Source organism: Acidovorax sp. CF316 (assembly GCF_000276605.1).
Lineage (GTDB): Bacteria > Pseudomonadota > Gammaproteobacteria > Burkholderiales > Burkholderiaceae_C > Acidovorax.
The window spans coordinates 1-24,158 of record NZ_AKJX01000020.1 but is presented as its reverse complement, the minus strand read 5'-3'; the positions used below and the strand labels follow the sequence as shown (position 1 = coordinate 24,158).

21 protein-coding genes are annotated in these 24,158 nt (G+C 68.4%); 12 read left to right on the top strand and 9 right to left on the bottom strand.

Going from position 1 to position 24,158, the window contains the following annotated elements; all coding sequences use genetic code 11:
- Nucleotides 1-3 precede the first annotated feature (3 nt).
- The 4 genes from PMI14_RS02755 to PMI14_RS02740 are packed head-to-tail and all read left to right on the top strand — an operon-like array spanning nucleotide 4 to nucleotide 5,594.
- Nucleotides 4-2,253 carry a Tfp pilus assembly protein FimT/FimU gene (locus PMI14_RS02755; protein ID WP_108016745.1) on the top strand — a complete coding sequence of 750 codons (2,250 nt, stop codon included), beginning with the start codon at nucleotides 4-6 and terminating at the stop codon, nucleotides 2,251-2,253.
- A complete protein-coding gene (locus PMI14_RS02750; protein WP_007849195.1) occupies nucleotides 2,250-3,470 on the top strand; it encodes a type II secretion system protein in 1,221 nt (406 codons plus the stop codon). Before PMI14_RS02755 ends, PMI14_RS02750 begins: the two co-directional genes overlap by 4 nt.
- On the top strand, nucleotides 3,467-4,828 hold the full coding sequence (locus tag PMI14_RS02745) for a type II secretion system protein (RefSeq protein WP_007849193.1): 1,362 nt from the start codon (nucleotides 3,467-3,469) through the stop codon (nucleotides 4,826-4,828). Before PMI14_RS02750 ends, PMI14_RS02745 begins: the two co-directional genes overlap by 4 nt.
- A gap of 28 nt (nucleotides 4,829-4,856) precedes the next feature.
- Nucleotides 4,857-5,594: a prepilin-type N-terminal cleavage/methylation domain-containing protein gene (locus PMI14_RS02740; RefSeq protein ID WP_007849190.1), complete on the top strand. Its 738-nt coding sequence runs from the start codon at nucleotides 4,857-4,859 to the stop codon at nucleotides 5,592-5,594.
- Between the two features lie 40 nt (nucleotides 5,595-5,634).
- Here PMI14_RS02740 and PMI14_RS02735 read toward each other — a convergent pair whose 3' ends face one another.
- Together PMI14_RS02735 and PMI14_RS02730 are read right to left on the bottom strand one after the other, a co-directional pair.
- Nucleotides 5,635-5,985, bottom strand: coding sequence for a hypothetical protein (locus PMI14_RS02735; RefSeq protein WP_007849188.1), 351 nt, complete (start codon nucleotides 5,983-5,985; stop codon nucleotides 5,635-5,637).
- Between the two features lie 232 nt (nucleotides 5,986-6,217).
- On the bottom strand, nucleotides 6,218-7,651 hold the full coding sequence (locus tag PMI14_RS02730; protein WP_007849186.1) for a PLP-dependent aminotransferase family protein: 1,434 nt from the start codon (nucleotides 7,649-7,651) through the stop codon (nucleotides 6,218-6,220).
- Between the two features lie 119 nt (nucleotides 7,652-7,770).
- Between PMI14_RS02730 and PMI14_RS02725 the strand changes: the two genes are divergently transcribed.
- Nucleotides 7,771-8,532 carry a c-type cytochrome gene (locus PMI14_RS02725; RefSeq protein WP_007849184.1) on the top strand — a complete coding sequence of 254 codons (762 nt, stop codon included), beginning with the start codon at nucleotides 7,771-7,773 and terminating at the stop codon, nucleotides 8,530-8,532.
- A 13-nt stretch (nucleotides 8,533-8,545) separates the two neighbouring features.
- Nucleotides 8,546-9,838: a cytochrome c gene (locus PMI14_RS02720; protein WP_007849183.1), complete on the top strand. Its 1,293-nt coding sequence runs from the start codon at nucleotides 8,546-8,548 to the stop codon at nucleotides 9,836-9,838.
- Between the two features lie 2 nt (nucleotides 9,839-9,840).
- Here the strand turns inward: PMI14_RS02720 and PMI14_RS02715 are convergent, their stop codons facing one another.
- Nucleotides 9,841-10,167, bottom strand: a complete 327-nt coding sequence (locus PMI14_RS02715; RefSeq protein ID WP_007849182.1) for an EthD family reductase — start codon at nucleotides 10,165-10,167, stop codon at nucleotides 9,841-9,843.
- A gap of 140 nt (nucleotides 10,168-10,307) precedes the next feature.
- Complete coding sequence (locus PMI14_RS02710; protein WP_007849180.1) at nucleotides 10,308-12,167, bottom strand: ABC transporter ATP-binding protein; 1,860 nt, start codon at nucleotides 12,165-12,167, stop codon at nucleotides 10,308-10,310.
- Nucleotides 12,168-12,376: 209 nt separating this feature from the next.
- On the opposite strand from PMI14_RS02710, the gene PMI14_RS02705 reads away from it, so the two are divergent.
- Nucleotides 12,377-13,651: an arsenic transporter gene (locus tag PMI14_RS02705; protein WP_007849178.1), complete on the top strand. Its 1,275-nt coding sequence runs from the start codon at nucleotides 12,377-12,379 to the stop codon at nucleotides 13,649-13,651.
- Nucleotides 13,652-13,665: 14 nt separating this feature from the next.
- Here the strand turns inward: PMI14_RS02705 and PMI14_RS02700 are convergent, their stop codons facing one another.
- From PMI14_RS02700 to PMI14_RS02685, 4 genes are all read right to left on the bottom strand, one after another.
- Entirely contained in the window at nucleotides 13,666-14,355 is a 690-nt protein-coding gene (locus PMI14_RS02700) for a hypothetical protein (RefSeq protein WP_007849177.1), read from the bottom strand.
- A 9-nt stretch (nucleotides 14,356-14,364) separates the two neighbouring features.
- Entirely contained in the window at nucleotides 14,365-14,832 is a 468-nt protein-coding gene (locus PMI14_RS02695) for a CopD family protein (RefSeq protein ID WP_007849176.1), read from the bottom strand.
- A 98-nt stretch (nucleotides 14,833-14,930) separates the two neighbouring features.
- On the bottom strand, nucleotides 14,931-15,476 hold the full coding sequence (locus PMI14_RS02690) for a GrpB family protein (RefSeq protein WP_007849175.1): 546 nt from the start codon (nucleotides 15,474-15,476) through the stop codon (nucleotides 14,931-14,933).
- A gap of 15 nt (nucleotides 15,477-15,491) precedes the next feature.
- Nucleotides 15,492-16,865, bottom strand: coding sequence for a GGDEF domain-containing protein (locus tag PMI14_RS02685; protein ID WP_007849174.1), 1,374 nt, complete (start codon nucleotides 16,863-16,865; stop codon nucleotides 15,492-15,494).
- Between the two features lie 214 nt (nucleotides 16,866-17,079).
- Between PMI14_RS02685 and PMI14_RS02680 the strand changes: the two genes are divergently transcribed.
- Genes PMI14_RS02680 through PMI14_RS02670 form a run of 3 tightly spaced genes read left to right on the top strand, consistent with a single transcriptional unit; the run spans nucleotide 17,080 to nucleotide 19,436 of the window.
- The gene (locus PMI14_RS02680) at nucleotides 17,080-17,376 is read left to right on the top strand and encodes a hypothetical protein (protein ID WP_007849173.1); all 297 of its coding nucleotides are present in this window, start codon (nucleotides 17,080-17,082) and stop codon (nucleotides 17,374-17,376) included.
- 55 nt (nucleotides 17,377-17,431) lie between these two features.
- On the top strand, nucleotides 17,432-19,102 hold the full coding sequence (locus PMI14_RS02675) for a PepSY domain-containing protein (protein WP_007849172.1): 1,671 nt from the start codon (nucleotides 17,432-17,434) through the stop codon (nucleotides 19,100-19,102).
- Nucleotides 19,095-19,436 (top strand): DUF3325 domain-containing protein, encoded by a 342-nt coding sequence (locus tag PMI14_RS02670; protein WP_007849171.1) that lies wholly within the window; start codon nucleotides 19,095-19,097, stop codon nucleotides 19,434-19,436. The genes PMI14_RS02675 and PMI14_RS02670 overlap by 8 nt, the downstream gene beginning before the upstream one ends.
- Nucleotides 19,437-19,530: 94 nt before the next feature.
- On the opposite strand, the gene PMI14_RS02665 is transcribed toward PMI14_RS02670, so the two are convergent.
- Nucleotides 19,531-20,517 (bottom strand): tripartite tricarboxylate transporter substrate binding protein BugE, encoded by a 987-nt coding sequence (locus PMI14_RS02665; protein ID WP_007849170.1) that lies wholly within the window; start codon nucleotides 20,515-20,517, stop codon nucleotides 19,531-19,533.
- Between the two features lie 348 nt (nucleotides 20,518-20,865).
- Here PMI14_RS02665 and PMI14_RS02660 point away from each other — a divergent pair, with 348 nt between their 5' ends.
- On the top strand, nucleotides 20,866-22,713 hold the full coding sequence (locus PMI14_RS02660; protein ID WP_007849169.1) for an ATP-binding protein: 1,848 nt from the start codon (nucleotides 20,866-20,868) through the stop codon (nucleotides 22,711-22,713).
- On the top strand, nucleotides 22,710-24,068 hold the full coding sequence (locus PMI14_RS02655) for a sigma-54 dependent transcriptional regulator (protein WP_007849168.1): 1,359 nt from the start codon (nucleotides 22,710-22,712) through the stop codon (nucleotides 24,066-24,068). Before PMI14_RS02660 ends, PMI14_RS02655 begins: the two co-directional genes overlap by 4 nt.
- Nucleotides 24,069-24,158: the final 90 nt, after the last annotated feature.

The window sequence follows — 24,158 nt, the reverse complement described above, 5'->3', positions numbered from 1 at the left end:
TCCATGACTACCCATTCCACAGTCCACCGTCCACGCCGAGCACCCGTGCGCTCGCGTGGCTTCGGTCTGGTGCAGGTGCTGCTGCTGATTTCGGTGATGGCGGGCCTGTCGGCCATTGGCTACATGCAATGGCGTGAGCGCACTGCTGTGGACACCTCCCGCCAGGAGCGCCAGGCACTGTCGCAGGCCGACAAGGCCATCGTTACCTATGCCACGGTGACCGGAAGGTTGCCATGCCCCGACATCGACCGCGATGGCGTGGCGGATTGCGGGGCAGGCAACCAGAGCGGCTGGCTGCCAACGGTCACCCTCGCCCTGGCGGGTGTCGATGCAGGCGTTGACGTGGGCCAACTGCGCTACATGGTGCAGCGCCAGGGGGGCGACTACGATCTGACGCTGCTGACTGACTCTTGGAGGCCCCTGGAGTACCCCGATGCGGCGCCCTGGACATTCTTCAACATGCGTGAAACAGGCGCGGGCGCGTACCCTGCCGACATCCTGACCCTGACCGATCTGTGCCAGCGCCTGGAAGTGGGGCGGACGACGACCCTGACCGCCACCATGGCCCGGCTCAATGCGACGCCGCTGCGTACCACCGCCTACGCCATCGCCCATCCCGGCAATGGCGATGCCAATGGCGACGGCAACCTGTTCGATGGCGCCAACGCCGGTGCCGATCCCAACCTCATGGAAGACCCGGGCCGTCGGCCCCTGCTTGCCACGTACAACGACCTAGTGCTGGAGCGCTCCTACGCCAGCCTGCAGAGCGCCTTTCACTGCAACCCGCTGATCGACTCCATCAACACAGTGGCCCTGGGGCATGATGTGTCCGTAGCGGTGTGGGAAATGCGCGCCGACAATATCGAGTCTGCCACGCGCGCGCTGATCTTCTCCACCCTGGCTGCCGTCATGACCGGTCTGGAGATCACGCTGGCCATTGCCGAAGGCATATCCGATGCCGGCAACGCGGCTGCGGAGTGGGTCGGGTGCGTCGCTTCTCTGGGTCTTGCCGTCAACCTGTGTGCGGCCGCCGGCATGCACACAGCGTCAGCTGCGTTGACGGCCGGGGTCATCGCTGCCAACGGGCTGGCCGTTGCTGCCAATGCGGTCGCCGCAGGTATTGCCGGGCAGGCGCTGAGGCTTGCCGACGGCGGGGTGCCGCAGGCCCAACTGTGCCCCGTGATGGACCAGGCTTTCTATGATCGCCAGAAAGAGGCCAGGGACCGTGCCGTCGCGGAAGTGGCTGCTGCGCAAGCCGCGCTGGCGACTGTCGATGCAGAAATTGTGGCCAAGCAAAACGAGCTGGCTACGGCCATAGTCAACAGGGACATTGCCAAAGCCACCCTCTTTACCGTAATCCACGCAGGGCAAAGGACTCCGACGCTGGACGGGTACATCAACGCATTGTTCGCGGCCACGGAAGAGTGGGGCAATGCCTCGTATGCCTATGAACTGGCGCAGTCCAATATGGACCAGGCGACCCTCCTGGTGAACCACTGGAATGCCGAAGTCGCCAAGTACAATAACGCGCTGGCCAACAACGCAGCAACCATTGCCCAACTGAACGCCGATATCTTGGCGCTGGATGTGCAGATTGCAGCCCTTGACCCGACGAGCGTGGACCCGCTAGTCGTGAAGGCCCTGAAAGACCTGAGGGACAAGCGCTCCGGAAAAGCCGCTGAACTCGCTCTGGCCCAGAACACCACCAACCTGACTGCCGTGCGCGACAAAGCCGTCGCCGAACAACTCAAGGCCCAGACGGCGCTGAACACCGCGACAGGCATTCGCAACACTGCCAACACGACGTTCAACACGGAAAAGACGGAGTATGCCGCTGCCTATGCGACGCTGGTCAATGGCGCGGCACGGTACAACCTTCTCGATGCCAGCAATGCCGTGGTTGGCTCACGGTGCACGACAGGGTGCCTGGTGGGGGATCCTGCCGGCAACAATATTTCCACCGCGTTCAACAACGCCATGACGGACCTGTTCGGCGCGGGGGCTACGGTCAGCCCCAGCACGGATGCCAAGATGCTCAAGCCGGTGAAGCTCCAGAAGGAACTCGACGTGCTCAACCGCAAGCGCGACGCTGTCTTGCAGCGATTGGCGGATGCCAACAACATGGTCGCAAAACTACCGACAGGCACGGGCAACGCGCCCTGCAACATCACCGGGCCATCGGTGGAGCCCATGACACCCGAGCAGGCCGCAGCCATCCTTGAGCAGGTGGATCGCAAGGGAGGCACGCGATGACCGCGCGCATGCAACGCCCCGGGCGCCTGCGCCAGGCGGGTTTTTCGCTGGTCGAACTGGCCGTGTCGCTGGCCATCGTCGGTCTTCTGGGCGTCATCGCATGGCGCTGGGTGGCCTCCACGCGCGAACCCCTGCAGCGGCCGGCCATCATGGGCCAGCTGGCCGAGGCCCAGGCTGCGGTGGAAGGCTTCGTGCTGGCCCGGGGCCGGCTGCCCTGTGCGGCAGCCACCACCGGCGGCGCCGAGGCCTGCGGCAATGCCGCTGCGGTTCTGCTACCGTGGCGTGACCTGGGGTTGAGCAGCCGGTTCAGCCAGCTTCGCTATGGTGTCAATCAAGCCGGTGCGTACAACCTGGCCGTCGCGCCTGCCAACACGGTCTCGCCCACGCTGGGCTTCGACTACACGCAAGGTATTCTGGCCGTACCGCAGAACACGGAGATGGATGCTGCGCTCGGCCGACTGCGCGGTACCTCGGGCGCCATTCCCGCAGCGGTCCTGCAAAACGGGGCGACCAATGGCCTCGACTGGTGCCGTGTGCTGCGCCGCTATGCGGCCGATGCTGCACCACCCGCTGGGGTACTGAGGGCCACGAACCCGGTGGACGCTACCTCCATCACGCTGGCTTTCATCATTGCGCATCCGGGCATGAACGGTGTCTTCGAGGGCAACAACACCGGGGTGACCTTCGACTTCCCGGGGCGGGCCCAGACCAATACCTTCGACGACCTTGCCGTGGGCGTCGGGCCCAGCGACCTGTCTGCGCGCATCGGGTGCGTGGCCCGCCTGAGCGCCATGCAGGCCGCCGCGCAAGGGGCCTACACCGCGTACGACAATGCCCGCGTGGTGCAGCGGTACTGGGCACTGCGGGTGTTTGACATCGCCCAGGCCAAGGCGGCCAAGGAAAGCGCCGAGACCGGTGTCATCCTGGCCGCCATGAATGTGGCACTGGCCGCGGGCAGCGCGGCGCTGGCTGTCGCGTCGGCGGCCAATACCGAAGCGCTCACCATCGCCGGTGTCGCACTGTCCATTGCCAACGCCGCGTCTGCTGCGGTGGAGGTCGGTCTGGCGGCTACGGATCTGACGGAAGCCATCCAGGCGGAACAGGACTCCATCGCCAAGGAGCTGGCTTCAAGGGCTTATCTGGCACATGTGTATGACACGTTCACCCAGGCGCTGAATTCCGCCACGCTGCTGGACGCGAAGGGGCTCAATCCATGAAACACCGCATGATGGGTTTCACCCTGGTGGAGCTTTCGGTGGTCTTGCTGGCGCTGGGCCTGATCCTGCCGGCGGCCATCATCTTCTGGCAGCTGTCCGAGCGGCACCGGGTGACTTCAGTGCAGATGGATGTGCAGCAACAGTCGCGTGACGCGCTGGTGGGCTTCCTGCATGCCAACTACCGCCTGCCGTGCCCTGCCAACAACCTCCAGGGGGTGGAGAACTGCGTGGGTGGCGGCCAGGTGGGTTTTCTGCCCTGGCGTACGCTGGGCCTTCCAAGGCCGGAGGCGGGCATGCTGCGCTATGGCGTGTACCGCCAGCCGTCGGGTGCAGCCACGGCGAATGCTCCTGCAGACCGTGACCTGGCCGCGCCGCGCGACCGCATGAACACGCTGCGCGTGCGCACGCCCAACCCCAAGCCGCAAAACCATACCGAGGCGCCCAACCCCAATGCGCCTCCGGTACCGGAGGTCACGACCAGCCTGACCAGCCTGCTTGGCAAGACCTACGTGGACGGACCCACGGGGCCTCTGAACCCTGATTGCAGGGCGTCGAACGTGCCTCCGGGCGCGGTAGGCCCGCCCACCCAACCGTGCCCTCTGGCGGGGGCGGACGGTGCGGGGGCGGTCAATCTGATCGATATCTGCCTGGCGCTGAACACGGCCAGTACGCCGGTGGTGGCGCCAGCCGGTTTCCTGGCCACCCAGGTGGGCGCGCAAAGGCGCCCCGCGGCCTTCGTGATCGCTGCCCCTGGCATGTTGGATGCCAACGGGAACGGTCAGGCGTTTGACGGGGCGAATGACACCGCGACCAACGCGGACCCGACCTTCGAGGCGCCGGGCAACGCCGTGACCAACCTCTACGATGACATCGTGATCGCAGCCAGCCCTACGGAGCTGTTCGATGAACTGCATTGCGGTGCCTCGCTGTCGGCGGTGTCGCATGCGCACTTCAACGTGGCCACGGGCGCCTTCGTGCTCGAACGCGCCTTGTACGATTACCGTGACCAGCTCTACATCGCTGTCGTGCTGGCCAGGGCCGACGTGGCCATGGCCGCTGCGGGTCTTCTGTCTGCCGCTGCGGGCACCCTGGACGCTGCAAAGGAAATGTTGTCTGCCGTCGCCGACACCACGGCGAGCGTTGGCGCGCGCTCGTTCCAGATCGCGCTGGCAGCCGTGGGCATTGGTCTGGCCGTGGCCAGCGATGTCGCCGCGATCGCCGCCCAGGTCGATGCCGCCTTGTCCCTGGCCGAGGCCGAGAAGGTGTTCAGCGATTTTGCAGCACACACCACGGCGATCACCGACCTGTCCATCGACGTCAACCTGAATGCGCTGAAGGCCGATGCCATTGGCCACTGATGACCCCTTGACCACCGAGTTACGCACCATGACTTCCTCCTGCATTCACCAACCTTCCCGCGACAAGGCCCCGCGCCGCCAGCGCGGCTTCTCGCTGCTGGAGCTGAGCGTCGTGCTGGTCGTCATCGGCCTGTTGATCGGCGCCGTGGCCGTAGGGCGCGACCTGCAGCGCTCGGCCGCCAACCAGCGCCTGTCTACCGACTTCATTCAGGGCTGGCAGTTGGCTTATGAGGCGTATTTCAATGGCGTAGGCCGGCCACCGGGTGATGATCCCCTGGCTCCTTCGGGGCGCGTCAACGGGAACGGTGCCAATGCCGGAGTTGCGTTGTGCGGTGCCCCCATGATCAACGCCTTTCTGGCCGCCGGCATTCGCGTTCCTACTGGGCGCACCGAAGGCCAGCAAGATCGCTATGTCTATCTGGACAGCAATGGCAATCCGCAGGAGGTGCAGGTCTGCTTCCGGAGTATCGACTGGGCAGAACCCGCCGCTTCGGTAGGCAACTATGTGGCGCTGCCGCGCAATGTGATGGAGATCCGGAGCGTTACCTTTTCACTGGCGGGTGCACTGGACCAGCAGATCGATGGCCGCAGCGACGCACGTTTCGGAAGCCTGCGCGCAGCCGCCCTAGCGGCTGACGTGACGGCGAACAACCCTGGCGTGATCTGGCCCATCAACGACAGCATGGCGTTTGGCGCGTTGGTGGAGACCCGTTTGGATGAATCGCAGGTCGCTGTCGTGAATGCCGCCTTCAAGATGACACGCTGAAGGGCGCCGGTGCGGTGTGAAGACCCTGGGCGATTGCCTCTCACACCCCCGCCAGCTGAAACCTCTGGTCAAAGTTCATCTTCCCCAGTACCTGCAGCGCCGCAGCGAGCAGGTTGCCGTCCACCTTGCTGATATCCAGGCTGTAGCGGCGTTCGGTGGACACCACGTCCACGCTCTTGCTGCCCCATTGCACGGCGACCAGCGGGGCAGGGCGTCCGCCCATGCCAACGCCGACGAACACGCCGCGCTGCTCGGGCCGGAGCATGAACTCCAGCCGGGGCGTGCGCTTGAGCGTCAGGCGGTCGGTGCCCTGGGGGCCGAACGCAAACGAGACGATCCAGTCGTCTTCGTCTTCCACGGTCAGGATCGGAGCACGCTGGGGTGGTGGCATGGTGGGCGGAGTTGGATGGCTGCTGTGCGGCCGGCCCTGGCGGGGCCCGCAAGCCGGACGGCGGCCAGTATGCCGTGCAATAGCCATGCCAGAAGAGGGGCGAACCCGAAGTTGGGCGTATCCAACGCTGGGCGGCGGTTTGTCAGCAAAATGCAAGGACTTGTCGTACAAGTTTTTCCATTGGATACACCGGGGTGTGCTGCATTGCACCCCAAAAAGCGCTGCGGACAACTCAACCCTGCGCCAATTGCCCCGCAAGCTGCCCTACGGTGGCCAGCGCCTCTTCGAAACGCTCCTGCGCCGGGTGCCCGTAGTTGATGCGCACGCAGTGCGCAAACCGCTGGTCGGCCGAGAAAATCTGCCCCGGTGCCAGGCTGATGCCCTGGGCCAGGGCCTGGCGGTGCAGGGTGAGGGCATCGACCGTGGGCGGCAGCTCCACCCACAGGAAGTAGCCGCCCTCGGGCCGTGACACCCGCGTGCCGGCCGGAAAATGCCGCGCAATGCCGGCCAGCGCGCGCTCCTGCTGCCGCGCCAGGCTGCGCCGCAGCTGGCGCAGGTGCCGGTCGTAGCCCCCTTGGGCCAGGTACTCGGAGAGCGCCTGCTGCGATGGCACGGCCGCCGCCAGCGTGGTCATGAGTTTCAGGCGCTGTACGCCGGTGGCAAAGCGGCCCGCTGCCACCCAGCCCACGCGGTAGCCAGGCGCCAGGCACTTGCTGAACGAGCTGCAGTGCATCACCAGGCCCTCGGTGTCAAAGGCCTTGGCCGGGGGCGGGCGGTCGGGGGCAAAGTGCAGCTCGCCATACACGTCGTCCTCGATCAGCGGCACCTGGTGGCGCGCGAGCAGGGCCACCAGGGCGCGTTTGTTCTCCTCGGGCATCAGGCTGCCCAGCGGGTTTTGAAAGCTCGGCATCAGCCAGCAGGCCTTGACCGGGTGGCGCGCCAGGGCCTCGGCCAGTGCGGCCAGGTCGATGCCCTCGCGTGGGTGGGTCGCCACCTCCACGGCCTGCAGGTTCAGCCGTTCCAGCGCCTGCAGCGCGGCGTAGAAGGTGGGGGATTCGACCACCACGATGTCGCCCGGCCGGGTCACGGCCTCCAGGCACAGGTTGAGCGCCTCCATGGCGCCATTGGTGACGATGAGCTCGCCGGTGTCCACCGCCGTGCCGTGCAGGCCGTAGCGCAGCGCGATCTGTTGGCGCAGGCGCTCGTCGCCGGGCGGCAGGCTCTGCACGATGCTCCAGGGGTCGAGCTTGCGCATGCCGCCCGACAGGCAGCGCGCCAGCCGCTCGAAGGGGAACAGCTCCAGCCCCGGAAAGGCCGAGCCCAGCGGCACCAGGTCGCGGTCGCGGGCCGAGCCCAGCACCTCGAAGACCAAGTCGCTGATGGCCACGCCGGTGGACCCGGCCGCCGGCTGCGAGGGTAGGGGCTCCGCCGGGGGCGTCTGCCCGGCTGCCATGGGCAGATGGGCGCTCACGTAGTAGCCCGAGCGCGGGCGCGCATGGATCAGCCCCTGTGCCTCCAGCAGGTAATACGCCTCGAACACCGTGGACGGGCTGATGCCCCGGGTGCGGCTGGACTCGCGCACCGAAGGCACGCGGTCGCCGGGGCGCAGCGCACCGCTGTGGATCAGCTGGGCGATGGCATCGGCGTGGCGCTCATAACGTTTCATGCAAAGACGATTTTGATCTAGTACAAACTGATCCGTATTTTTAACCTGAAACTGAATCTGTACTGTTTTTGAGGGGAGGCGTAGAGTCCGTTGCAATCCCAAAAAGAAGCCACCGCCCCATGATCGATCGTTTGTGCAGCCTGCTGCGTCCCGTTGTTGTCCCGCTGTGGATGGCCGCCAGCCTGGGCGGTGCGGCTGCGCAACCGGCGATCCCAGCGGCCCCTGTGGCCGCCACTTCCGTCGCCAGCGGCATGGCGCCGCGCGTGCTGGCCTGCGTCACCTGCCATGGCAAGGAAGGCCGGGCCACCCAGGAGGGCTACTTCCCGCGCATCGCGGGCAAGCCGGCCGGCTACCTGGCCAACCAGCTGCTCAACTTCCGCGAGGGGCGGCGCAGCTACCCGCAGATGACCAGTCTCATCGAGCACCTGACCGATGACTACCTGCGCGAGATGGCCGCGCACTTCGCGGCGCTGGAGGTGCCGTACCCGCCGCCACCGGCACCCCAGGCGCCGCCTGCCGCATTGGAGCGTGGCCGCCTGCTGGTGCTGCAAGGCGATGCGGCGCGCAGCATTCCGGCCTGCGTGCAGTGCCATGGCCCGGCCATGACCGGGGTCAACCCCTTCATCCCCGGCCTGCTGGGCCTGCCGCGTGACTACCTCAACAGCCAGCTCGGTGCCTGGAAGACCGGCCAGCGCCGCGCCCACGCGCCCGACTGCATGGCCGACATCGCGCGCCAGCTCACGCCGGACGACGTGAGCGCCGTCTCGGCCTGGCTGGCCGCCCAGTCCGTGCCCGGTGGTGGCAAGCCAGCGGCGCGCCTGACGGGTGCCATGCCCATGCGCTGCGGCGGGGTGGATGGCGTACCCGTGGCCGGACGTTGAAGAGGGCACGGCTATGAACGCACGAACCATCCTCAGGACGATCTCTTCCACCCTGGCGGCCCTGGGCATCGGCGCTGCTGCGGTGATTACCTTGAACCTGCGCGGGGAGGAGCCGCTGCCCTCCAGCCCGGAGGCCTTTGTCTCCACCCCCGAACAGGTGGTGCGCGGCGAGTACCTGGCGCGCGTGGGCAACTGCATGGCTTGCCACACCACGCAGGGCGGGGCGGCCTTTGCCGGCGGGCGCGGCATCGAGACGCCGTTCGGCGTGGTACACAGCTCCAATCTCACGCCCGACAAGGCCCACGGCATCGGCCAGTGGTCGTCTGCCGAGTTCTGGCGCGCCATGCACCATGGCCGCTCGCGCGACGGGCGCCTGCTGTACCCGGCGTTTCCCTACCCCAACTACACCCAGGTCACACGCGAGGATTCGGACGCCATCTACGCCTACCTGCAAAGCCTGCCCTCCGTGGGCGAAGCCAACCGGCCGCACGCGCTGCGCTTTCCGTACAGCACGCAGGCAGCGCTGGCCGTGTGGCGGGCGCTGTTCTTCGCACCGGGCACGGCGCTGGTCGCCCCCACCCAGACGGCCGAGTACAACCGCGGTGCCTACCTGGTCAACGGCCTGGGCCATTGCACGGCCTGCCACACCCCGCGCAATGCGCTGGGCGCGACCAGCGACGCCATGGCCTTCAACGGCGGCCTGATCCCGGTGCAGAACTGGTATGCCCCGGCGCTCAATGCCGCGGCCGAGGCTGGCGTGAAGGAATGGCCGGTACAGGACGTGGTGGCCCTGCTCAAGACCGGTGTGGCACCCGACGGCTCGGTGATGGGCCCCATGGCCGAGGTGGTGTTCCGCAGCACCCAGTACCTGACCGATGCCGATGCCCGCGCCATGGCGGTCTACCTGCAGGACCTGCAGCAGCACACCGTGTCACCACCTCCCGCTGCGCCGCCCGCCGCATCGGCCATGGCGCGCGGCGCCAAGGTGTACGAGCAGCAGTGCGCGCAATGCCATGGCGACCAGGGCCAGGGGCAGGGCGGTCCCGGAGCCTTCCCGGCGCTGGCCGGCAACCGCGCCGTGGTGCTGGCCGACACCACCAACCTGGTGCGCGTGGTGCTGCAGGGCGGCTACCTGCCGGCCACGGCCGGCAACCCGCGCCCCCATGGCATGCCCCCGTTCCGCCATGTGCTGAGCGACGAGGATGTGGCCGCCGTTGCCACCTTCGTGCGCAACAGCTGGGGCAACCAGGCAAGCTCCGTCGGCGCCATCGAGGTCTACCGCGCCAAGGAGCGGCGCGGCATGTAGGCTCAGGCCCCGAGCGGGTGCGCCTTCATCTGCGCCATGTACGACTCGGGCTTGATGTCGGTGTAGTTGGGCACGTCCGCAGTGAGCACCGGCGCGGTCTTTTGCGCCGCCACCTGGGCCTGCTCCGCCGTCTCGAAGAAGGCATTGGTCAGCGCCACCACCTGGCCCGGGCGCGGCGGGCCCGGGTACATCACGCGGTCGCTCTCCAGCCGCACCAGGCCCAGCGGGCCCAGGGCCTCGCGCGCAATGCGCATGTGCTCGCCGTGGTAGTAGTCGTGGTCGAAGCGGGCGCCTTCGTGCCAGCGGTACAGGGCCGTGATCTTGATCATGCAAGGGTTCTCCGATGAGGGGCGGCCGGTATGGCCGCGGTGCCCTGCACGTTAGGGCGCACGGCCTGGGCAGGCAGCCGCCTGCGCGACACGTTAGGGCCTGTCAACACCAATTTCGGGGTCGCGAAGGCCCTGGCCTGTCACCCAGGCATCAGCGCGCTCTGGTCTTCCTCATCGGTCTCACCGAGGAAGCCGCCGCTCTGGTGGCCCCACAGCCGCGCATACACACCGCCCTGCGCCAGCAGCTGCGCGTGCGTGCCTTCTTCAACGATGCGCCCGGCATCCAGCACGATTAGCCGGTCCATGGCCGCGATGGTGGACAGGCGGTGGGCAATGGCGATCACGGTCTTGCCTTGCATCAGGCCGTCCAGGCTTTGCTGGATGGCGGCCTCCACCTCGGAGTCGAGGGCGCTGGTGGCCTCGTCGAGCAGCAGGATGGGCGCGTCCTTGAGCATCACGCGCGCGATGGCCACACGCTGGCGCTGCCCGCCCGAGAGCTTCACGCCGCGCTCGCCCACATGCGCCTCATAGCCCGTGCGGCCCTGCAGGTCGCTCAGCGTGGCGATGAATTCGGCAGCCTCGGCCCGCTGGGCGGCGGCCTGCAGGTCCTCTTCGCTGGCATCGGGGCGGCCGTAGAGGATGTTGTCGCGCATCGAGCGGTGCAGCAGCGAGGTGTCCTGCGTGACCATGCCGATGGAGCGGCGCAGGCTGTCCTGCGTGACATGGGCGATGTCCTGCCCGTCGATCAGCACCCGGCCCGAGCGCACATCGTGAAAGCGCAGCAGCAGGTTCACCAGCGTGGACTTGCCGGCCCCGGAGCGGCCGATCAGGCCGATCTTCTCACCGGGGCGGATGGTCAGGTTCAGGTCGTCGATGACCGGCCGGCCGTTGCCGTAGGCAAAGGTCGCGTTCTCGAATTTCACCTCTCCCTGGGTCACCTGCAGCGGCCTGGCGTCGGGCGCGTCCACCACGGCGCGCGGGCGCGTCAGCGTGTTGATGCCGTCCTGGATGGTGCCCACGCTCTCGAACAGCGTGGTCATCTCCCACATCACCCAGTGGGCGTGGCCCGAGACGCGCAAGGTCATCGCCGTCACGGCGGCCACGGCACCGGCGCCCACCTGGCCCAGCGACCACAGCCAAAGGGCGGTGCCGCAGGCGCCCAGGATCATGCCCACCACCAGGATGTGGTTGACGATCTCGAACTGGCTCACCAGGCGCATCTGCGCATAGCCGGTGAGCTTGAAGGCGTCCATCGCCGCGCGCGCGAACTCCGACTCGCGCCGGGTGTGCGAGAACAGCTTCACCGTGGCGATGTTGGTGTAGGCATCGGTGATGCGCCCGGTCATGGCCGAGCGCGCATCGGCCTGCGCCTTGCCCACCTTGCCCAGGCGCGGCACGAAGTACCAGCAGGCCAGGCCGTAGGCCACCATCCAGAGTACGAAGGGCGCCAGCAGTCGCGCATCGAACCCCGCCAGCAGCGCCAGGATGGTCACCAGGTACACGCCCATGCCGATCACCACGTCGGTGGTGGTGAAGATCATGTCGCGAACCGCCAGCGCGGTCTGCATGATCTTGGTGGTGATGCGGCCCGCAAATTCATCGGCATAGAAGGCCATGCTCTGGCCCAGCATCAGTCGGTGGAAGTTCCAGCGCAGGCGCAGCGGGAAGTTGATGGCCAGCACCTGGTGCTTGACGCTGGTCTGCACGGCCACCAGCGCGATGGAGGCGAGCAGCAGCACCGTGATGCCCACGATCTCGGTCTTGCGTGTGGCCCACAGGGCCGCGGGCGGCACGCTCGAGAGCCAGTCCACCACATGGCCGAGCACGGCGAACAGCAGGGCTTCATAGATGGCGATGGCTGCCGACAGCGCGGCCATGGCCACCACGTAGCCGCGCAGGCCGCGCGTGCCGTCCCACACGAAGGCCATGAAGTCCTTGGGCGGCAGATGGGGTTCTTCGGCAGGGTAGGGCGCTACGCGTTTCTCAAAAAATCCGAACAATGGGAGGGCTCCTATGGAACGCATCGCAGGCGCGTTCTTTTGACCACATGGTAAGGGGCCTTGTGACCCGGCGCACCGGCAAGGGCATTGCGGCAGGCCGCCATGGGCAGGCAGTGCATAGAATCCGCCCCCATGCAACCCTGTCCCGCCACTGCCGTGCCTTTGTTCCATCTCCCGGGCCACGCCGCCTGCCGCCAAGGGGCCGCCGCATGATGGCCGCCGCCCCCTGGACCTGGGCCATCATCGGCGTGGCCACGGCCGCCGTGATCGTGCGGCCTTTCCGGTTGCCCGAGGCCGTCTGGGCCGTGGCCGGCGCGCTGATCCTGCTGGCGTGCGGCCTGCTCAGCCCGGCCCTGGCCTTCGAGGGCGTGATGCGCGGGCACGACGTCTACCTGTTCCTGGCCGGCATGATGCTGCTGTCCGAACTGGCACGGCGCGAGGGCGTCTTCGACTGGCTGGCCACGCTCGCGGCCCAGCAGGCCCGGGGTTCGGGCCGGCGCCTGTTCGTCAGTGTGTATGCCGTGGGCACGCTGGTCACGGTGTTCCTGTCCAACGATGCCACCGCCGTGGTGCTGACCCCAGCGGTGTTCGCGGTGGCGCGCGCCGTGGGTGCCTCGCCCTTGCCCTACCTGTTCATCTGCGCCTTCATCGCCAATGCGGCAAGTTTCGTGTTGCCCATCTCCAACCCCGCCAACCTGGTGCTCTGGGGCAGCGGCATGCCGTCGCTGGCACACTGGATGGCGCTGTTTGCGCTGCCCTCGCTGGCCTCCATCGGCGTGACCTATGTGGCCCTGCGCTGGGTTTTGAGAAGCAGCATCCCCGAGACCATCGCCACCACGGTGCCCGAACACCCGCTGGGCCTGGGTGGGCGCGTGGCGGCCGGCGGGCTGGCCGTGTCGGTGCTGGTGCTGGTGGGCTGTGCCTGGCTGCGCATTCCGCTGGGCTGGCCCACGCTGGGTGCCGCGCTGGGCACGCTGGCGCTGCTGGCCTTTGCCTGCGGGCGTGCGCCCTGGCAGGCGCTGCGCTCCGTCTCGTGGGACGTGCTGCCGCTGGTGGCAGGGCTGTTCGTCTTCGTGCAGGCGCTGGAGCACACAGGCGTGGTGGGCCTGATGGCGGGTGCATTGCGCAACGCCGCCGCTGCCTGGCCGCAAGGGGCGGGCACGGTGCTGGGCGCGCTGCTGGGCGTGGCGACCAACCTGGTCAACAATTTGCCGGCGGGCCTGCTGGCGGGGGCCTCGCTCGACGCGGCGTCCGCGTCAGGCACCGTGCGCGCGGCCGCGCTGATCGGCATCGACCTGGGGCCCAACCTCTCGGTCACCGGCTCGCTGGCCACCATCCTGTGGCTGGCCGCGCTGCGGCGCGAGGGCCTGCACGTGGGGGCATGGCAGTTCCTCAAGATCGGCCTGGTGGTGATGCCGCCCGCGCTGCTGTCAGCCCTGCTGGTGCTGCAGGCCGCGCACTCGATGCACCTGCTCGTTCCCTGAGCTGCGCCTACTGCCTACTGTGCGGTGGAGGCCGCCTTGGGCGGCTGGCGGTAGACCACCGTGATGCGCGGCACGCTTTTCACGCCGGGTTGCTTTTCGAGAAAGGCGTAGAGAAACGCCGTGAGGCTCTTCTCGCACAGTGCCACCACCGCCGGCTCGGAGGCCATGGCCTGGCCCTGCTGCCGGGCGCGCCTGGCGGCTTCTTCCTGCAGGCGGATGATGGCCGCCTTTTCGTCGGTGAGCAGGCCGCCCGAGACCACGCGGTGGCGCAGGTTGGTGACGGCCGGGGTGGCCACCAGCCGGGGCGGGTTCACGTGCACCTCGATGCCCTTGTCCGTGGCCTTGAGGTCGTACTGGTCGGGCCCGAGGTCGAAGCCGAAGGCGTACTCGGCCGTGTAGGTCACCGCCACCACGCCCGTGGAGGCCAGGCCCAGCAGCGACTTCTCGATGATCTGCGTGCTGCCTTCCTCGCGCACCACGGTGGCCGAGAGCAGCTTCATCTGCTCGGCCAGCGACTGCTTGCCCACCGTGAGGTAGCTGGTGTAGCGCGTGTAGCCCAACAGCTCCTGGCTTTGCGCGCGCACCTCACTTTGCAGCAGGGCCACCCGCTCGCGTGCGGCCCACCACACGGCACCGGCCGCCAGCAGGCCGCCCGCGATGAACGCAAGGGCGACGCGCAGCAGCAGGGTCCGGGTGAGGTGCATGGATACGGATTACAGCAGGAACACGAGCGCCACGGTGAGCACTCCCAGTGCCAGGTTCACGCCCACCAGGGTGCGGATGGAAGCCAGCGCCTTGCCGCCCGCCGCCCAGTCCGCAGCCGCCACGGCCACGCGCAGCCGCTTGAACAGCGCAAAGCGGACATGGCCGAAGATGGCCATCATCACCAAGCCGATGGTGGCCATGAGGGTCCACGACAGCGGCATGGCAAAGCGCCCGCCCGACTGGGCCGCGGCCCGGGCCACGTTGCCGATCATCCACAGGCCCGAGCCCAGCACCAGCACCACGGCCACCGACACGGCAGTGAAGAAGCGCTGCAGCACGTCGTGCATCAGCCGAACGCGCTGCGGTGGCTCCAGCGAGAGGGTGGCGGGGCGCAGGAAGAAATGGGCGAAGACCATGCCGCCGATCCAGACGATGAGGGACAGGACGTGGACGAACTTCAGTGCGGCGTAGAGCATGGCAGGCGGGGCAGGGCGCCCTCGTGGGATGGTTGTAGTGCGCCGATTGTGCGGTGTGTGGCCCTCGGCCCCCGCGGAGGCCGCTTGCGGCGAGGGGATTACGCAGGCTTTCCTGGGCCGGGCAGGGCCAGTACCTCGGCGATGAACGGCCCCTTGGCCTCGGTGTAGCCCTCGCGGTCGTGCCGGTACTGCAGCGCCAGTTGGCGCTTGAGCGCCGCATAGCGTGCGGTCAGCCCGGCACTGCCGCGCAGCGCATCCCTGAATGCCAGGCGTTGCTGCCACAGGGCGCTGCCCATGGGCACCAGGTGCAGGTGGTGGGTGCGGTGGGCCGGGCTGGGCTTGCAGAACCAGTGCATCTGCTGCGGCTTGTAGGGGTAGTGCAGATAGTCCAGCGTGCCGAGTGCGGCGATGGCCTCGGTCGACCCTGCCAGCGAGTGCACCGGCGCCATGATGTCGATGATGGGCTTGGCGGGCAGGCCCGGCACGGCGGTGCTGCCGATATGCTCCACCGGCCCTGCCAGCCAGGGCGCCAGCACCTCCTGCAGCCGTTGGCGCTCGGCCTCGAACAGGGCCGGCCAGCCGGGCTGGTAGTCGACCACCTCGATCGGTGCGTCGCCGGTGCTGGATGCTGCTGGCGGGGCCATGGTGGGTGGGGTGCCTCAGGCCGCTTTGGCCGCGGCGGGCGGTGCCGCGGTGTGCACCTGGTTGCCGCCGTTCTTCTTGGAGACATACATGGCCTCGTCCGCATGCACCAGCAGGTGGTGCTCCTCACGGCCATGGTCGGGGTAGATGGCGACGCCGATGCTGGGCTGTATGTGCGCCGCCCGGCCCTCCAGATCGAAAGGGAGGCCGAACGCCGCCAGGATCTTCTCGGCCACGGCGTGGGCGTGCTCGCGCGCGTGGCCGCCTTCGAGCAGCACCACGAACTCATCGCCGCCGATGCGCGCCACGGTGTCCGAGCCGCGCACGCATTCGAGCAGGCGCTGCGCTACGCGCTGCAGCAGCAGGTCGCCCATGGCGTGGCCCAGGGTGTCGTTCACCTCCTTGAAGCGGTCCAGGTCGATGAACATCAGCGACAGCAGGCTCTGGTCGCGCCGCGCGCGGGCCAGGGCGGTCTTGAGCCGGTCCAGGAACAGCTGGCGGTTGGGCAGGTGCGTGAGCTGGTCGTACTGCGCCATGTGCGCCAGCCGTTCGTGCATCTGCTTGCGTTCGATGGCCGCCGCGACCTGGGTGGAGACGAACTGCAGCAGCTCCTTGTCCTTCTCGGTGTAGGGTGCGTGCTCGGTGTAGCCCTGCAGCACCAGCGCGCCGATGGCACCCTTGTGCGTGTGCAGCGGTGCGCCCAGCCAGTACAGGGGCGCCCCTTCGCCGGTGGCTGGCTGCAGGTGGGCAGGCAGTGCGGCGCGGGTGGCGGGGGTGAGCAGCAGCGACTGCCCGCTGCGGATGACCTCGGCGCACAGGGCATCGCCCGCCAGCGCCAGCGTGCCGGGGGTGGGGTGGCGCTCGTTGACATGGTAGGGGTAGCTCAGCAGGTCCTGGTTCGCGTCGTACAGCACTACCGAGAAGTTCACGGCCGCCAGCAGTTGCCCGATGACCTGGTGGATGTGTTCGAACAGCGCGATCAGGTCCTTGGCGGTGTGGGCCGCCTCCGAGATGGCGTAGATGGCAGCGTGCATCACCTCGATGTTCTTGCGCTCGGTGATGTCGTGGGCCACGGCCAGGCGCACCTGCCGTTCCTCGAGCCAGCGCGCGGTCCAGCGGATGTGCGCGATGCCGCCGTCCTTGCGCACATAGCGGTTCTCGAAATGCAGCTGCAGCTCACCCTGCATGATGGACTGGGCCTGGCGTTCGGTGGTGCCACGGTCCTCGGGGTGCACCAGGTCCAGCATGCGCAGGCCCACGACTTCGTCGGGCCGGTAGCCGAAGATGCGCTCGAATGCCGGGCTCACGAACAGCACGCGGCTGTCGGGGTCCACGATGCAGACGGCGTCGAGCAGCAGGTCGACGACGTTCTCTGAGGAAATGCTGTGCATGGAAGCGGGGCGGCCTTCAGAGGCAAGGCCACAGGTGCTGCGTTGCGACCATTGTGCCGCGTATTGGTGTATGTGTGACGAAATGTTAGTGCCAGGGTGTTACGGACATGGCGCGGCAAGAAGCGCGGCAGCCCCTACGCACCAAGGGGTTACCCGGAGGTGCACTGCATAATCGCGAATCACTCGCATTCCTTGATTAGCCCTCCAGCACCCCATGGCCACCAGCACCGCTTCCCGTCTGCACCTCGTCTCGCGCATCGCTGCGGGCACCTTGGGCAGCTACGCGTTCACCTGGGGCTTCATCGCGCTGGTGGTGGGCACGATGTTCGCGGCGGGCATGCCGTTCCATGATGCCGAGGCGCTGAGCTACATCCTGGGCTTCGTGGTGCTGCTGGTGGCTTTTCTGTGGGCCTTTTGCTCCGCCAGCCTGTTGCGCGTGTGGCTGGTGCTGGCCGGTGGCGGTGCCCTGATGGCGGGGGCTGCATCCCTGGTCCAGAAAGCCCTGCTCTGATCCTTTTTTGCGGCGCGGTTCCGAAGAGAGGGATCGCGCGCCAGGAGATTTTTCGATGTTCCCCAATTTCCGGCTGACCATGGCCTGGCTGCACACCTGGTTCGGCCTGGTGATGGGCTTCGTGCTCATGGTGGTGTTCTTCTTCGGTTCGCTGTCGGTGTTCGACCGCGAGATCGACCGCTGGGCCATCCCCAGCACGCGCTTTGCGCCGCAGCCCATGCCCTCGTTCGACAAGATCCTGCTGCCCGTGTTCCAGGACATGAAGCCCACGCCCGAGGCCATCGAGCAGGCGCGCAGCCGTGTCAACGGCGCCATGGCCGAGACCTTCCCGGTCAAGCGCTGGGGCGCCTACACCACCCACCGCGACCCGGTGCTGGGCATCTTCTCGGGCCACGAGCTGCCCCATGCCAAGAACAAGGACGATGAGGTCTTCGGCATCCGCACCATCGACCCGCGCACGGGCGCGGCGCTGCCCGATGACCACCTGAAGATCGGCAGCCAGTTCTTCTACCCGCTGCACTACAGCCTGCACCTGGAGTGGAAGAACCTGGGCTATTGGATCGTCGGTTTTGCCGCCCTCATCATGATGGTGGCCCTGGTCAGCGGCGTGGTGATGCACCGCAAGATCTTCCGTGAGCTGTTCACCTTCCGCCCGAAGAAGCACACCCAGCGCAGCGCGCTTGATCTGCACAACCTCACGGGCGTGGTGGCGCTGCCGTTCCACTTCATCTTCGCGCTGTCGGGGCTGGTCATCTTCGGGGGCATCTACTTCCCCGTCACCCACACCCAGCTCGACCCCCTGCACGAGCTGCACGAAAAGCACGAAGCCAAGGAAACTGGCTTGCCGCATGAGAAGGCCGGCGTACCTGCCACCCTCGCGTCGGTGGACGCCATGGTGGCCGAGGCCCAGCGCCGCTGGGCCGCCAAGGGCATGGCCGGCGACGTGGGCTTTCTGTCCGTGCAGCATGTGGGCGATGCCAATGCCTATGTCAGCGTGTACCGCGCCGGCACCGACCGCGTGACGCTCACGGGCGAGGGCATCCACTTCAAGGGATCGACGGGCGAGCTGATCCGTGAAGACCCGCCCGTCACCGTGGTGGCGGGCATCAACAACTTCCTCACGGGCCTGCACCTGCAGCACTTCCGCCACTGGCTTCTGCGCTGGCTCTACGTGCTGGGCGGGCTGTCGGGCTGCGTGTGCATTGCCACGGGCTTCATCTTCTTCGTGGAAAAGCGCAAGCGCCAGCACGCCAAGCAGGGTGTGAGCGGGGCGCGCTGGGTGGATGCCTTTGCCGTCACCACCGTCACTGGCATGTTGATCGCCGCCTTCTCGATGCTGATCGGCAACCGCCTGCTGCCCACCGACCTGCCCGCGCGCGGCAGTGTCGAGCAGACCATCTTCTGGGGCGCCTGGGTGCTGGCCTGCGCGCACGCCCTCTGGCGCACCGCGCCCATGGCCCAGGGGCGCATGTCCCCGGCCTGGGCCGAACAGTGCTGGGCCGCGGCCGCGCTGGCCGTGGCGGCCGTGCTGCTCAACTGGGTGACCACCGGCGACCACCTGCTGCGCACCATCGGCAATGGCTACTGGCCCGTGGCGGGGGTGGACCTGTCGCTGCTGGCGGCCGCCGCGCTGGCCGTGGTCGCGGCCCGCAGGCTGCGGCGCCGCGAGGCGGGCGCCCCGGTGGCGGCCGCGGGGGGCTCGTCGCCGGAGGTGGCCAATGCCTGATGCGCTGCTCTATGTGGTGGCCCTGCTGGCCAATGTGACCGGCCTGGCCTGGCTGGCGCTGTCGATGGACGTGCACTGGGAGCAGGTGCGCGGCCCTGTGCCTGCGGGCCGTGGCACGGTGGTGCTGCTGCGCTGGCTGGGCGCCGCCGTGGTGGCGGCGTCTCTGGCCGTGTGCCTGTCCGTGGACCACGGCTCCATGGCTTCGCTGGTGTGGTTCATGGTGCTGGCCGGCTCGGCGCTGACCATTGCCTTCACCCTGTCCTGGAAGCCGCGCCTGCTGGCCCCCCTGGTGGCCTGGGTGCGTTCGGCACCGGCGCCTGCCGGTCCGCGCTGAACTTCCTTCTGTGAAAAACCGCCCGGGGCCTGTGTGGCGCGGGCGGTTTTTTTGCGGGCGATGCAGGGCGACCGCCGCCCCGCATGCGGCTCTGTCAATCCAGCTTGAGCTTCTGCTTGGCGACTACGCCCTTGTAGAGCTCGAACTCGGCCTTGGTCTGGGCCGTGAACTCCTGCGGGGTGTTGCCCACCACCAGCGAGCCGGTTTCCTCGATGCGCTTCTTCACGGCCGGGTCTTCCAGCGTTTTGCGCACGGCCTGCGAGATGCGCTCCACCACCGCAGGCGGCAGGTTCTTGGGGCCGTGGATGCCGTAGAAGGCCATGCGGTTCACGGGCTCGAAGCCCACTTCCTTGAAGGTCGGCACGTCGGGCAGCGAGGGCAGGCGCTGCGGCGCGGCCACGGCAATCGCGACCAGGCGCTTTTCCTTGATGAAGGGCAGGGCGGAGGGCAGGTTGTCGAAGATCATCGGCACCTGTCCGGCCACCGCGTCGTTCAGGGCCGGGCCTGCACCCTTGTAGCCGATGTGCTCGAGCTCCAGGCCCGAGAGCGACTTGAACAGCTCCATCTGCAGGTGTCCGATGCCGCCCGTGCCCGAGGTGGCGAACGAGTACTTGTTGGGATGCGCCTTCACTTCGGCCATGAAGGCCTTGAAGTCCTTGGCCACGAAGCTCGGGTGCACGGCCAGCACATTCGGCGTGGCGGCCATGTTGACGATGGAGGTGAAGTCCGTGAGCGGGTTGTACTTAACAGCGGGGTTGATGGCCGGGGCCGAGGCCACGCTGGACACGGTGGCCACGCCCAGGGTGTAGCCATCGGCCGGGGCGCGCGCGATCTCGGTCGCGCCCACCACGCCGCCGGCGCCGGCCTTGTTGTCCACCACCACGGGCTGGCCCAGTGCCGTGCCCAGCGACTGGCTGACCACACGCGCCACGATGTCGGTGGTGCCGCCGGGGGCGAAGGGCACGATCAGGCGCACGGGCTTGTTCGGGTAGTCCTGGGCCAGGGCGGGCGCGGCGCCGGCCAGCAGGCTGGCGGCAATGGCCACGGCGCTGCCGAGCTTGAAGGAGGGGGATTTCGTCATAGGGTGTCTCCGGACGGGTTGTGGTGTTGAAAAGGCCGGGCGGCGTTGGCTGTGCCGCCCGCCCTGGCGTTTTGCAGCTTGTGTGCCAGGCGCCGCGACCCAGGTGCTTGCGGCCATCCAGGCCGCGCCAGGCTTGGGTTTGCGGTGGCGTTGGGGCTGCGCCAGCCATCGCCTATGTGCCGCAAAAGCGGCGGATTTCCACACGCGAATCAGCGTTTTGTGCGGATTTCCAGACGGCGGGCCCTGTCAAGCGAAATAGCCCCGCTGCCGGCGGGCCAGCGGCCGCGCACAATGCGCCCTGGCCGCCCGGGATGGTGGCTGCGCTGTTGAATCTTTTTTGCCCCTCGCTTGAAACCCACCCGTTCCCTCCTGAGCTCCGGCATCGCACTGCTGGCCTGCGTGTTCGCAGGCGCGCTGGCCTACCGCTGGTCGCTCGATGCCCAGCTGGCCGCGCAGCAGCGCGCTGCCACGCAACGCCTGGCGTTTGCGGCCCAGAGCCTGGAGTCGCTGTTGCAGCGCAACGAGGCGCTGCCCGCGCTGCTGGCGCTCAACAGCCGCACCAACCTGGCCCTGCAGCAACCCACGGCGCAGAACCTGCAGGCCGCCAACGCCTACCTGGCCTCGGCCGTGGCGCTTGCCGGGGTGGACACGGCCTATGTGATGAACACCGAAGGCCTCACCCTGGCGGCCAGCAACTGGAACCTGCCGAGCAGCTTCGTCGGCGAGAACTACCGTTTTCGCCCGTATTTCGAGGCGGCCATGCAGGGGCAGATCGGCCGCTTCTTCGGCGTAGGCGTGACGACCGGCCGCGCGGGCTATTTCATGGCCTCGGCGCTGCCGCCCGAGGCGCCGGCGCCTGGCGTGGTGGCGGTCAAGATCTCGCTCGATGCCTTCGAGGCGGCGCTGGCCGAGGGTGGCGACACCGTGCTGCTGGCGGATGCGGAGGGCGTGGTCTTCGTGAGCACCGAGCCCGCCTGGCGCTACCGCACGCTGGCCCCGATCCCGGCGCAGGTGCGCACCCGCCTGCAGGGGGTGCAGCAGTATGGCAACCACCCGCTGCTCCCCTTGCAGGGCCGCGGCCCCCGCCCTGTCGATGGCGATACCCTGCGCCTGCAGCAGACGGGCCCGCAGCGCGATTTCAGCGTGGCGGCGCGCAGTGTGGGCCCCTTGGGTTGGCAGATGCTGCTGCTGGCCGACCAGCGCCCGGCCCGGCAGGAGGCGCTGGTCGCCGGCCTGGCCGGCGGCCTGTGCGCCGCGCTGGTGCTCGGGCTGGCCCTGCTGCGCCGGCTCGACCGGCAGGGCCGCGCCGAGCGTGCCGCCAGCGCCGAGCGCCTGCGCGAAGCGCATGGCATGCTGGAGGAGCAGATCGCCCAGCGCACACGCGAGATCACTGCCGCCAATACCGCCCTGGAAGACCGCGTGCGCGACCTGCAACAGGCCGAGCAGATCGTGCGCGGCACGCGCGACACGGCGGTGCAGGCCGGCAAGCTGGCCGTGCTGGGCCAGATGGCGGCCGGCATGAGCCATGAGCTCAACCAGCCCCTGGCCGCCCTGCAGACCCTGTCGGACAACGCCATCGCCCTGCACCAGCGCCAGCGCGGGGACGACGTGGCCGAGAACCTGCGCCTCATCAGCCAGCTGGCCGAGCGCATGGGCCGCATCGTGCGCCAGCTCAAGAGCTTTGCGCGCAAGGAGCCGCCGGCCCTGCACCCCTGCAGCGTGCGCGAGGCCCTGGACCATGCCCTGCTGCTGCTGGCCCCGCGTTGCCAGGCGGTGGATGGGCAGATCGCGGTCGATGCCTTCGACGGGTCGCTGTGCGTGCTGGCCGATGCCACGCGGCTCGAGCAGGTGCTGGTGAACCTGCTGCGCAACGGGCTCGACGCCGTGCAGCACCAGGCCGTGCGCCAGGTGCGCTTTGCCGCCGAGGTGCAGGCCGATGGACGCGTGCAGCTGCGCGTGGCCGATACCGGCCGCGGCATGGCACCCGAGGTGCAGACCCATCTGTTCGAGCCGTTCTACACCACCAAGGCCGGCGAAGGGCTGGGCCTGGGGCTGGCCGTTTCGCGCATCATCGTCGAAGGCATGGGCGGCACCCTGGTCGCCGCCAACCTGCCGCAAGGCGGCGCCGAATTCACCGTGGGCCTGCCAGGCGTGCCTGGCGTGGCCGCCACCCCCGCTGTACAGGACATTCCATGACCCCCTCACCCGACGCCAGCCCGTGCGTCTACCTCGTCGAAGACGACGCCATGGTGCGCCGCGCCTACGCGCAGTCCCTGTCGCTGGCCGACATCGGGGTGCGCGCCTTCGCCAACGCCCGGGCCGCGCTCGACGCTTTCGACCAGGGCCGGCCTGCCGTGGTCGTCACCGACATCCAGATGCCCGGCATGAGCGGCATGGACCTGCTGCGCACCCTGCGCGCGCTGGACGCCGACCTGCCCGTGGTGCTGGTCACCGGCCATGGCGACGTGGCCCTGGCCGTGGACGCGATGCGCGACGGAGCCTACGACTTCATCGAAAAGCCTTTCTCCTCCGAGCACCTGGTGGCCACCGTGCGGCGCGCGCTGGAGCGCAGGGCCCTGTCCGAAGAGTTGCGCCAGTTGCGCGAGCGCAATCCCCGCGATGCCCTGGCCACGCTGGTCGGCCCGTCGCCCGGCATGGCCGAGGTGCGCCGGCTGGTGGCGGCCCTGGGACCGCTCAGCGTGGATGTGCTGCTGCACGGCGAGACCGGTGCCGGCAAGGAGGTGGTGGCCCGGGCACTGCATGCGGCCAGCGGGCGCAGCGGCCCCTTCGTGGCCATCAACTGCGGCGCATTGCCCGAAAGCATCATCGAAAGCGAGCTCTTCGGCCATGAGCCTGGCGCCTTCACCGGTGCCACGCGCCGGCGCATCGGCAAGATCGAGCATGCCAACCAGGGCACGCTGCTGCTCGACGAGATCGAGTCCATGCCGCAGGCCCTGCAGATGCGCCTGCTGCGCGTGCTGCAGGAGCGCGAGCTCGAACGCCTGGGCAGCAATCTGAGCGTGCCCATCACCTGCCGCGTGGTGGCGGCGTCCAAGGTAGACCTCAAGGCGCTGGCCGCACAGGGCCAGTTCCGCGCCGATCTGTACTACCGCCTGCATGTGGCCAGCATCGCCCTGCCGCCACTGCGCGATCGCCCGCAGGACATCCCCGTCCTAATGGCCCACTTCATCGCCCAGGCCGCGTCGCGCCATGGCCGCCCCGCCCCCGCGTGGACCGACCGCGATCTGGCCGCCTGGATGGCCCACGACTGGCCCGGCAACGTGCGCGAGCTGCGCAACGCCGCGGAGCGCCTGTGCCTGGGCCTGCCCATGGAGCCGCTGGGGGAGGGCGATGACTCGGCCCCGTCGCTCGCGGCGCGGGTCGATGCCTTCGAGCGCAAGCTGCTGCGCGACACGCTGCGCCTGACCCAGGGCAATGTGGCCCGCGCGGCCGAAATGCTGCAGATGCCGCGCAAGACGGTGTACGACAAGCTGCAACGCCACGGGCTCACGCCCGGGGATTTTTCGGCGCGCCCTGGGGCGGCGGCGTAGCTCTATATAGAGAGGGCGGAACGGTCCCTGGGGCGGGGAGCTTTCAGTACAGAGAGGTGGGCCAAATTCTTCGGGTTTTCCCTGCAGCCC